Source organism: Neobacillus piezotolerans (genome assembly GCF_003362805.1).
Classification (GTDB): domain Bacteria; phylum Bacillota; class Bacilli; order Bacillales; family Cytobacillaceae; genus Bacillus_D; species Bacillus_D piezotolerans.
This window is the reverse complement of record NZ_QNQT01000008.1, coordinates 18,837-29,502: the sequence shown is the minus strand read 5'-3', so window position 1 is coordinate 29,502 and position 10,666 is coordinate 18,837. Positions and strand designations below refer to the sequence as shown.

At 46.0% G+C, this 10,666-nt stretch carries 12 protein-coding genes; 2 read left to right on the top strand and 10 right to left on the bottom strand.

Annotated elements, in window-relative coordinates; translation table 11 throughout:
• Positions 1-390: 390 nt before the first annotated feature.
• From DRW41_RS16170 to DRW41_RS16140, 7 genes are all read right to left on the bottom strand, one after another.
• Positions 391-1,245, bottom strand: coding sequence for a MurR/RpiR family transcriptional regulator (locus DRW41_RS16170; protein ID WP_115453059.1), 855 nt, complete (start codon positions 1,243-1,245; stop codon positions 391-393).
• An 11-nt stretch (positions 1,246-1,256) separates the two neighbouring features.
• Positions 1,257-2,144, bottom strand: coding sequence for an ROK family protein (locus DRW41_RS16165; RefSeq protein ID WP_115453058.1), 888 nt, complete (start codon positions 2,142-2,144; stop codon positions 1,257-1,259).
• A 66-nt stretch (positions 2,145-2,210) separates the two neighbouring features.
• Positions 2,211-2,900 (bottom strand): N-acetylmannosamine-6-phosphate 2-epimerase, encoded by a 690-nt coding sequence (locus DRW41_RS16160; RefSeq protein ID WP_222928855.1) that lies wholly within the window; start codon positions 2,898-2,900, stop codon positions 2,211-2,213.
• 163 nt (positions 2,901-3,063) lie between these two features.
• Positions 3,064-3,912 carry a carbohydrate ABC transporter permease gene (locus DRW41_RS16155; RefSeq protein ID WP_115453056.1) on the bottom strand — a complete coding sequence of 283 codons (849 nt, stop codon included), beginning with the start codon at positions 3,910-3,912 and terminating at the stop codon, positions 3,064-3,066.
• Between the two features lie 13 nt (positions 3,913-3,925).
• Entirely contained in the window at positions 3,926-4,798 is an 873-nt protein-coding gene (locus DRW41_RS16150) for a carbohydrate ABC transporter permease (RefSeq protein ID WP_115453055.1), read from the bottom strand.
• 75 nt (positions 4,799-4,873) lie between these two features.
• Positions 4,874-6,268 (bottom strand): ABC transporter substrate-binding protein, encoded by a 1,395-nt coding sequence (locus DRW41_RS16145; protein WP_115453054.1) that lies wholly within the window; start codon positions 6,266-6,268, stop codon positions 4,874-4,876.
• Positions 6,269-6,375: 107 nt separating this feature from the next.
• Positions 6,376-7,290 (bottom strand): dihydrodipicolinate synthase family protein, encoded by a 915-nt coding sequence (locus DRW41_RS16140; RefSeq protein WP_115453053.1) that lies wholly within the window; start codon positions 7,288-7,290, stop codon positions 6,376-6,378.
• Positions 7,291-7,917: 627 nt separating this feature from the next.
• On the opposite strand from DRW41_RS16140, the gene DRW41_RS16135 reads away from it, so the two are divergent.
• On the top strand, positions 7,918-8,211 hold the full coding sequence (locus DRW41_RS16135; protein WP_142752245.1) for a hypothetical protein: 294 nt from the start codon (positions 7,918-7,920) through the stop codon (positions 8,209-8,211).
• A gap of 3 nt (positions 8,212-8,214) precedes the next feature.
• On the opposite strand, the gene DRW41_RS16130 is transcribed toward DRW41_RS16135, so the two are convergent.
• Complete coding sequence (locus tag DRW41_RS16130; RefSeq protein WP_245959467.1) at positions 8,215-8,607, bottom strand: YidH family protein; 393 nt, start codon at positions 8,605-8,607, stop codon at positions 8,215-8,217.
• A gap of 38 nt (positions 8,608-8,645) precedes the next feature.
• Positions 8,646-9,248, bottom strand: a complete 603-nt coding sequence (locus DRW41_RS16125; protein ID WP_115453051.1) for an SAM-dependent methyltransferase — start codon at positions 9,246-9,248, stop codon at positions 8,646-8,648.
• 424 nt (positions 9,249-9,672) lie between these two features.
• Here DRW41_RS16125 and DRW41_RS16115 point away from each other — a divergent pair, with 424 nt between their 5' ends.
• Positions 9,673-9,972, top strand: a complete 300-nt coding sequence (locus tag DRW41_RS16115) for a hypothetical protein (RefSeq protein WP_115453049.1) — start codon at positions 9,673-9,675, stop codon at positions 9,970-9,972.
• A 50-nt stretch (positions 9,973-10,022) separates the two neighbouring features.
• Here DRW41_RS16115 and DRW41_RS16110 read toward each other — a convergent pair whose 3' ends face one another.
• Positions 10,023-10,655 carry a zinc dependent phospholipase C family protein gene (locus DRW41_RS16110; RefSeq protein ID WP_115453048.1) on the bottom strand — a complete coding sequence of 211 codons (633 nt, stop codon included), beginning with the start codon at positions 10,653-10,655 and terminating at the stop codon, positions 10,023-10,025.
• Positions 10,656-10,666 lie beyond the last annotated feature (11 nt).

The window sequence follows — 10,666 nt, the reverse complement described above, 5'->3', positions numbered from 1 at the left end:
GCCGTACAATGGCACGCAAATGGGGGTTGAGTGACATTCTTTCCGGATTTGGGCCGTACAATGTCACGCAAATGGGGTTTGAGTGACATTCTTTCTCGATTTTGGCCAAACAATGTCACTCAAGTGCACCTTTCCTAAACCGGTTTTAATGCAATCTTGTCACGAATCCCCGCCTAGCATCCCATTGCCCTGTCACTCAACCAGTCTCCGTGAACCCTCACCGATTTTTTTTACCAAAGCTATGCAAACCCTAGATGGGACTCAAAACCCCTTGTTTGCCAATAGCCATGCTTTTGATGACACCCCCGATTTAACCTCACCCGACCACATAAAAAAGCCCCGGCAATTTAACCGGGGCCACGCGTTTATTTTCCAAAAAGCCATACAGTTCTACAGCATTTTCTCAATAACCGCTTTTGCGGTTAGTTCCTTATTATACGCCGATTCCTTGTTTGTCCGCTTAAAGTACTCGAAGTACAGAAGGTCTAGGAGGTAGAGCTGCGCTATCTTCGCGGTCAAGCTACCACCTTGTAAAGGCCCTTCGTTCGCGCCGCACAACAAGGTGATGTCGGAATAGGTCGTGAGCGGTGATTTAGCAAACCGGGTGATGGCGATGATTTTCGCGCCGCGTTCCTTAGCCACTTTCGCCACCTCAATCGTATCCTTAGTTGAACCGGAATACGATATCAAAACCGCGACATCCTTCTCAGTCATGAGCGCGGCAGCCATGATCTGAAGATGTGAATCAAGCGTGCATTCCGCTTTGTTCGTAATCCGCATGAATTTGTTCTTCGCCTCAAGCGCAGTCATCAGCGACGAACCGACGCCGAAGAAATGCACCCTGTCCGCCTTCATGATGCTGTCGACCGCATCCGAAATGTCCTGCTTGGAAATCAAATTGTACGTTTCCGTCATCGCGTTCACATTCGCCGACAGGATTTTGGAGGAAAGCTCTTCGATTGTGTCGTCCATCGTAATCCTGCTCGACAGCTGCGGCGACTCATCATCCGGTGACGTGCTGTGCGCGAGCATAATCTTGAACTCCTGGTAGCCTTTCAAGTTCATCGTCTTGCAGAAACGGAAGATGCTCGACTCCCCCACATTGCAGGCGTCCGCTAGATCAGTAATCGACATGAAGATGACATCCTTCATATTCTCAAGGATATAATCGGCTACTTTTTTTTCGGTATTTGTAAAAGAATTATAGCGTGAGTGTATGAGTGTAAAGATATCCTGGCCGGCCATAGTGGCTCCTCCTAACTGACTCGAGTAAGATGAAGCGAAGCTGCGCCAAGCACGCCTGCTTTGTTGCCGAGCTCAGCCTTTAGTATTTTCACATCGGAGAAGCTTTCCATGATAAGCTCTTTCACCTTATCCGAAACCATCCGGACAAGCAGTTCCTGCTCCATGATCCCTCCGCCTAGCACGACCGCCGGAGGATTGAATGTATGGATGAGGGAAACGAGCCCAAGCGCGATTTCAAAAACCCAATCCTGGACAACTTTTTCAACAGATGACTCTCTTTGGAAAAACTTCTCAAAAACTATTCTGCCATTATTATAGAGTTTGTCAATTTCTTTCGCGTTCCGGACGAGCGCTGTGGTAGACGCATACTGCTCATAGCAGCCCAGTCCGCCGCAATTGCATGGCCGGCCAAGTGGGTGGGTGATGATATGCCCGAATTCAGCCGCGCTTCCGGTATGGCCCCTGTACAATTCACCGCCAAGGATGATCGCGCCGCCAATCCCTGTGCCGTAGGTCAGACACAGGAAATCGGCGACCCCCCTGCCGGCCCCGAAATGCTTTTCGCCAAGCGCTGCGGCGTTTACATCGTTTTCCACTTTAACAGGTACGCCAAACCTTTTTTGAAAACTATCCTTCAGCCTCACGCCCGTATAGCCGGGAATGTTATCGTTGGCATAAATGATTTTTCCTTCGGCGCTGTCCACCTGGCCGGCCGTGCTGATGCCGATTGCGTCAAAACCGCTATACGCGGCGAAGATTTCTCCCAGCACATCAACCGGATTGAGTCCGGTGCGCGCCCATTCGGTGCTGTATTCTTTAAAGGATTCGAGTTGGCCGCCTTCGCTGCACAAGCCTACCTTGGTGGATGTTCCGCCGATATCCGCCGCGAGAATTTTCATCGTTTCCAACCTCTTTACTGTTTTAAAATTCCGCTTTATTCTTAAAAACCTTTTTCTAAAAGGATACTACCCAATCGCTTCCACGAATCGTTTGGTGATTTCCATCGGCCTCGTGATGGCGGTGCCGACGACAGCTGTGTGGACGCCGATTTCAAAGATGCGCTTCACCTGTTCCGGAGTCCAGATTCCGCCTTCCGCGATGACTGGGATATCAAAATCCTTTACGAGCCTTTCGAGCAGCGCGATATCAGGGAGTTCGACACCTTTGGTATAGGAGGTATAGCCGCTTAGCGTCGTACCGATGCAGTCAAAGCCAAGTCGATAGGCTTCTTCCGCTTCCTCATAGGTCGAACAATCCGCCATGAACAGCTGGTCCGGATACGTTTCCCTTATCTTTGGAAAAATTTCGCTGATTGTCGTGCCGTCAGGCCGAACACGTTTCGTGGCGTCAATGGCGATGATGTCCACACCTTCTTCATGAAGGAGGGCGATTTCATCCATTGTCGGGGTGATAAATACTTCGGAACCTTCATAATCCTTCTTGATAATCCCGATGATGGGCAGATCAACCGTTTTCTTAATTTCGCGGATGTCCTCCACCCCGTTCGCACGGATTCCCTTCGCGCCGCCAAGCATCGCTGCATACGCCATTCTCCCCATAATGAACGGGCTATGAAGCGGCTCGGTCGGCAGCGCCTGACAGGAAACGATAAGCTTCCCGTGGATTCGTTCAAATGTATTTTCTTTGCTGCGCATATAAAACATCTCCAAGTTCGAATTTGGCCCGGCAAAAAGGCAGCATCCCCACCGCGAATTTAGCGTATATGGTCATGCCGCCTTGTTTTGCCGGCAGGTTTTGCCTATATTTCAGCCGAGGGTAAAAAAAACCTGAGTTTTCCGCCGAATGACAAATGCGGCTTTATTCCTTTACAGCGCCAATTGAAATTCCTGCTGTGAAGTAGCGCTGGAAGAAAATAAAGATAACCAGCATTGGAATCGCGGCGACGGTCGCGCCAGCCATTTTATAGGCAAAGTTCGGATTCAGATCCTGCATCAGCGTCGCAATCCCGACCATTAGGGTCTTTGAATTTTGGCTCTGGCCGACAACGAGCTGCCATAAATAGTCGTTCCAGACATTGACAAAGTTAAGAATGAAAAGTGCGCCTATCCCCGGCTTCACCATTGGAAGCATGATTTTAAAGAAGACGGTGAATTCGCTTGCGCCGTCAATTTTAGCCGACTCGCGCAATGAGTCGGGAATCGTGTCAAAAAAACCTTTTAGCATGAACACGCCGAAAGCTGTCGCCACGTTGGGCCAAATCATTCCGCTAAGTGTATTGACCATTCCAAGGTCCTGGATAATCCTGAAGAGCGGGACGATCATGACTTCTTTCGGAACCATCAAACTTGAGATGAAGATAATGAAGATAATATTTCTTCCCTTAAACCTTAATTTTGAAAATGCGTACGCTGCGAGGCAGCTGACCGCGATCAGCAGGATCGTCGAAACGAGAGAGACGAAAATGCTGTTGAACGCCCAGCGCAAAGCCGGCTGGTTGTTGAAAACATCAACATAGTTGCTGAACGTGAATGTTTTTGGCCACCAGTCCGGAGGCATTTTTACAACGTCCGAGCTGTTTTTCAACGAGCTTGTAGCAAGCCAGTACAGCGGGAACAAGTTCAGGATCGCGAAAAAAATGATCAGCACGTTGAAGACGATATCGATCTTTTCCTTCTTTTTCTTATTCGAGTTCTTTGCTCCAAACATGTCCGGCCACCCCCTAATCTTTCTTGAACATCGCGCGCAGCTGCGGAATCGACAGGGCGAGCGTGATCAGGAACATGATCACTCCGACAGCGGAGGCAATGCCAAGCTGGTTGTATTTAAACGCATTATTATATAGGAAGTACATCAAGGTGGTCGAAGCGTTGTTCGGCCCACCGCCGGTCAATAACTGGATGACGACGAAGATTTTCAAAACCGCGATGATGTTCATGATGATGATGTAAATCGTTGTCGGCTTGACCATTGGAATCAGGATTTTAAAAATGATCTGCAGCCTGTTCGCGCCATCGACCTCCGCCGCCTCAAAAACATCCTTCGGCACACCAATCATCGAGGCAACATACAGGATAATCGCCTGGCCAACGTTCGTTGCGAATGTGATGAAAATGATAACCGGCAGGACGAGATCCTTGTCGCCCAGGAAATTGACCGAGGCCAATTCAAGCTGCCGAGCCGCGTAAGGAATCAGACCGTTGGCAGGGTTCAACAGGAAGCTCCAGACCATACTCATAACAACCATGGAAACCATAACAGGTATATAATAACTGCCTCTGATAAAGGACACGTATTTTGCATTTTTATCGAAAATTGAAGCAGAAACGAAGAGTGCGAAGACCACTGTCAGCGCAACGATGAAGACTACGAAAATCACAGTGTTGATGGTGGATTTCATGAATACGGGATTTGCGAAAAGCCTTGTATAGTTTTCAAAACCGATGAACGTTTCCTGCTGATAGTTGATTCGATACAGGCTCAGCCTGATTCCTTCTATAATCGGATAAACGATGAACACGAGGAACAATAATAGCTGCGGCGCGATAAAAAGGTAGCCCGTTATATTTTCCTTCAAAGCCGAGTTGTTTTTCATAGGCCTTCCCCTACCTTTCTATAACTGCAGGCCCGCCATCCGGGCCCGCAGCTATCAGTCAATGCCTTGCAAAAATTACTGGTTAAATATCACGGAATTCGCTTTAGCGTTTTCGAGTACGCTATTGCCGTTTTTCTGGTAATCCTTCACTGCCTGGGCAGGAGTTTTTTCACCAGTGTAGAGGGCTTGAAGCTCCGGATACAATACTTGCCTTAATTCGCCATAGCCAGGAACGCTGCCAGTGAAGTTGAACATGTACTGCGCGTTTTTGTCATATGCTTCGAACAATGGCTTTTCGGACTTGAACTCTTCAACGACGGAAGTCCTTACAGGAACACCGTTTTTCGATGCTTTAACAAGCTCTGGATCAGAAGAGAAGAACTTAACGAACTCTTTGCTGATCTTGATTTTTTCATCATCGCCAGTATTGAATACGCTTGCACCGGTTACATACGTAAATGTCAGCGGGTCGCCGCTCTCGGACGGAATGTTCGCGAGCCTAGCGTCAAACTTTGGCGCTTTGCCGCTGTTCATATCCGCGAGCGCATTGTTGTAAAGGACAGAGTTTGTGAAGCTGATTCCAAGCTGCTGGTTTTGGAACATCGCGTTCACATCGTTCGAAGATACGGATTCAGCGCCAGGGTTGGTGAGCTTCGCGTCATAGATTTTTTTCAGCCATGCCGCGGCCTTTTCACCTTTTGCGTCATCAAGGACAATATTGGACTCGTCATCGAAAAATTCGCTGCCAAACATTCTCAGGTATGCAAGATTCCAGGTGTCACCCTGATTGTTGAGAGCGTAAAGGCCCATTGGGTAAGCGTTTGCATATTTGTCTTTAGGAACATCAGTTTTCAGTTTGTTCAGGATCGTTTCATATTCTTCAAGAGTCCAAGTCTTGATTTCGGTTGGTTCACCGATATAGCTTTCAAGCCCGGCAGCCTTGAACATGTCAGCATTGTACACGAGTGTACCCGGCATGTGGGAGAACGGATAGAAGTAAATGTCCTTGCCGAATGTCACTGTGTCCCAGAAGTTTTGTTCGATATCTTTCTTCGCGTCCTCATCGACGATGTCGTTCAGCGGAACGAGCGCTCCCCTGTGTGCATAATCGCCCATTGCAAAAGTACTTTCAAAGAAGATATCCGGCGGAGTGCCGCCATTCAGGTTGACGTTCAGCAGTTCATCACGCTGGTCGCCAGCCACGACTTCAACGTTTACCTTTACTTCACGGTCTTTATACTGCTTCGAGAATTTTTCACCAGCATACTTGAAGAAGCTGTTGAAATCAGCACCCTCTTCGGTTGCATCCATGACTCCCTTCCATTGCGGTGTAAGCCAAACGGAGATTTCTACCGGTTTCTTAGAATCGCTGCTAGAGGCTTCCTTGTCTTTTCCGCTTGTGCAACCTGCTAAAAGTCCAAGGCCTAGTACAGCAGCGGACGTCAATGCGACAAACCGTTTTTTCAACATAAACTTTCCCCCTGACAATTGTGTTTGTTTTTTATGAAGACAGGCTGTTGCCTGGAGCTCCCTTTGGTAAAAGTTCTTTCCTTTTAAACTGGTTTTTCGGCAATCTATTAATCTTGGTATTTCGCAATTGCGGCATCAATCATGTCGCGGATTGCTGGAATTTTGGTTTCGAGATCGTCTCCGGTTACTGGCTCTAGCGGACCGCGGACGCTGCCGACATTCACGCCGCGCAGCTTCAGGACTTCCTTGATGGCGGAATACATGTTTCCGTTCAAGGAGCAAAGCGCGATGATGAGGTCGTTAATGTCTTTCTGGATGCTTCTTGCTTTTGCAAAATTGCCTGTCGAGACATATTGCTCGGCTTTCAGGTAAAGCTCCGGCATCGCCGCGTATGTTCCACCGATTCCGGCATCCGCGCCAATCAGGCGTCCTGATACGTATTGTTCGTCGGGACCGTTGAACACAATAAAGTTTTCGCCGCCCGCCGCTTTGAATCGTTCGATATCAAGCGCTGGCATGGACGAGTTCTTAACACCGATTACCTTTTTGTTCTCGATTAATTTTCCGAACAGGTTAAGCGACAAGTTGTAGCCCGTCGTCTGCGGAATGTTATAAATGATAAATGGGAGCCCTGTCGCGTCCATGATGCTTGTCCAATACTTATAGATCGAGCTCTCCGGAAGCTTGAAATAGATTGGCGGAATCGCCGACAGCGCGTCGTACCCCAATTCCTCCGCATATTTCGCAAGTTCCACGCTTTCCCTCGTAGACGGGGCGCCGACATGGGCAATCAGGATAAGCTTCCCTTTCATGCTCTCAGCGACGTATTTCAATGTCGCTTTCCTCTCCTCAAGGTTCTGGTAAATGCATTCCCCTGAGCTTCCGCCAACGTAAAGGCCCTGGACGCCTTTATCGAATAAATAGCTGCATAGCGCTTTTGTACGCGCTTCCGAAACGTCGCCGGTTTCGTCATAGCAAGCGTAAAAAGCAGGAATAATCCCCTTGAATTTTTCGACTGTCATCTTTCAACCCCACCTAGTTTTTTTGTCATGATAGCGCTTACGGATTCAGCATAGCATAGTTACATATATTGTGTAAATTATTTTCACCATTTTCTTTCTTTTTGAAAAAAATATCCATCAATTTCTTCCATTGCTATTTCCGCTGGCAATAAAGTTATATTAATAATTTCGTTTTGAGTATCTGGATTTGTGAGGTTTTTATAAAAAGAACTCTTTGGAGCTTACGTATCAATATTTTTATGATGAAAAATATTTCTTTTCTTTTTTGAAAATTTTTTTCAGGTAAAAGAAGACAAGAAAAATACATCAAGGATGCTTATAGAACATGTGAGATATGGCAAAAATTGTAGAGACAGGCAGGTATATTTTTTATGAAAGTGTCCCGGGAACTACAAACGAAGTATTTAAAGGCCGATTCACAGCGCTTTTTGGGGAGGATCGGTCTTTAGCTAGGTTTTATAAACCGATGAAAGTGGTTTTCCGAGGATAAACGGTCTTTAGATAAGTCCCAATGACCAGTTGAAGTAGTTTTTCGAGGAGAAATACAGTCTTTAGAAAATTCAGGGGATTGTTTTTAAGGCCCTATAAGATTACAGCTTTACAACAATCATTTGGAGGCTGAGGATGATGTTTCGCTTGTTTACGCTTATTTTATCAATTATGTTCCTCCTTTCCGCCTGGCCGGCGATTGAGCGCCAGCTGGACAACCCCGGCGAAGCAGTCGACCGGGTCCAAACCGAACTGCGGGCGTTGAAGGAAAATCCGGAAGTGACGGAAGCGGCCTGGCTCCTGCTCGCCGACTTCCAGCAATTCGTGAAACACACATGGGTTTTAGTGCGTGAAATCAGTGAGGATAATCGGAACCGGGAGCCGCTTGATAACGAGCGAATTGAGCCTGTTCGCCCAGACGAGCATTTTTAGCTGCTACATATTCACCATCACAAAATAAACACCGAAAAACGCGGTAATAACGGCTACCAGGACACCAAGGAGAATGATGGACATCCGGGGTGTCCTGAATGTTTGCTCATTGATTGAGCGTACCTTTTTCAAATACGCAACCATTGACATCACAATCACCAAAATTCCGAGCCCAACAGAGGAAATTCCAATTAAATTGGCCATGAAATTCCCAAATGGGTTCAGGCTGGACTCCATATTAAAATGCAGATTTGTGACGAGGAAACCTACCCCTATAATCGCGATCGCGGTCCGGACCCAGGCAAGGAACGTCCGCTCATTAGCAAGATGCTGCTGAATGTATTTGGATTCGATTGTCTTTTCTGCTTCATTCACTTTTATGTTTTCGTCCGTCACGGAATCCCTCCCTTTGCTTAAAATGGAGCGGACACCAACTAAACGAGCGGCTTTTGCCCCGCAAATTGAATCACATGCGACAGCCCGTTATGAAGCTCCCCTTCTCGCCTCATTACTTCGCCCATGAAAAAATGAACGATCCGCCAACCGCTGAACGTTTTTAAAAATTCCTCAGGTTTATAGAGGAATTCAACCTCTTTTGGCCCGCCGCTTCCGTACGGAATTTGGTGCACCGAGTACACTTCCGTCACAAAGTAGCCGCCTGGCTTTACAGCTTCTCTTACTCCCTCCAACGTTTTGGACCGCAAGCCGCCGGGAAAGTGCCCGTATACGCATACGATTTCGTCCCATTTGTCTTTATCCCATTTTGCCCCGTTTAAATCAACAAGGCGGGTTTCCACCGAGACGTCCTGCGATTCGGCCAGCTTTTTAGTTTTAACAAGAGCTGATTCAGAAAAATCCCAGGCAGTCACATTCATTCCCTGCCCGGCGAGAAAAACGGCGTTCCGTCCCTCTCCCTCCGCAATTGCCAGCGCTTCGCCTTTAAGGTTCAGCTTCTTATGCATTTCTGCGATAAACTCATTCGGCTCAGTTCCATAAATATAGTTATCCGCTTTAAAACGCTCATTCCACGAATTCAAAGGTTTCCCCACCCTTTCAAAAAATTATTCCCTTTAGTTTATCACTGTGCGTATCCCAGTATGAAAAATACTCCACTTCAAATTTCACAAACATTCTCTTTTAGTGTAAAATTACACTAAAGGAAAAATCCCGAAGTAGGTACAAATTGATGCTAAAGTGGCTTTTATTCATCCTGATGTTCGTAAGCTTTTTGGGCTTTCTCTTTTTCACATTTTTAGGCGGAATTATTGGGAGTTACGCGATTGAATTCCACGCCAACCCATCCATTTTCCAAAAAACCGCGTATGCCTTCCAACATTCCAATTATCCTTATGTCGCCGTATGCTTTTTCATATGGTTTGTATTAACGCTCTTCTTTTTTAAGAAACAACAAGAGAAATGTGAAAGCTAGCCTAAACTGTATTTTCAAGGAGGGGAACATGAATGAAATTGGTTATGTTCTTTGGGCTAATTGCCTTATCTTTAGTCGCCTCAATCATAGTTTGTCTGCATGATTTTAAAAACAACAATAAACCTATGATGACAATTTTTAAAGGAATCATAATAAACCTAATCATCTTGGGTTTAGGCAGCATTTGGTGGTTCCTGACTGAAACCGATGGAATCAGCCAAGGCATAGGGATTATGATTTATGCGGGCTCCATTGCGGGCATTACTATTATTGATGTAATTTTCATCTTGGTATACCAGAGAATATCGAATCAACATTTTTTGAAAAAATAAAAGGGAACTCAGGTAATTTTGAAGTTCCCCTTTTTGCTTATAAAGCCTCTTTAAAAGGTGTAAGCGAGTATTCGATTCAACTTTACCAGCCCAACCTCAACGGATGTTTCGATATAGCCAATAATCTGGTTAAATGTGAAAACATTAAGCTTTTCTGTTAAAACTTCTTTTTCGTAATCCAAATCCCCCAAAACATAGGGAACAAAATTTTCAACGTCCTTTGATTTAACTTCGTCCAAATCGATAATCTCAGGAAAAATGGCAAACAGTTCTCTCAGTTCATTTGTACAGCCATAGTGATCCAGCAATTTTCCATTAAGCATCCTGAAATCGTTGTGATATAACTTATAATATCCTTCATCAGCAGCCATTCGGTTCCTCAACCACGGAAGATAAAAACCTCTTAACCATATGTCATCAGCAATTAAGTGCGTATAATAACCCAATATGTACTCACTCTTGCTTTCTACCTGCATACTGTATTTTTGCAAAAATCCTTCATAATCTACCCTTCTTGAAAAATCCTGTGCATCACCCACGAAGAAGTGCGATGCATTTTTCTCTTCCACTGAAAAAACAGCATCCGCAGCAATGCTTCCAAGCAGAAATGAAGTTTTATCCTTGATTGGCAATGCTACAGCAATTTTATTGCCTATTATAGAATGCATGATCCTTGAACCCATTATTCTCTCTC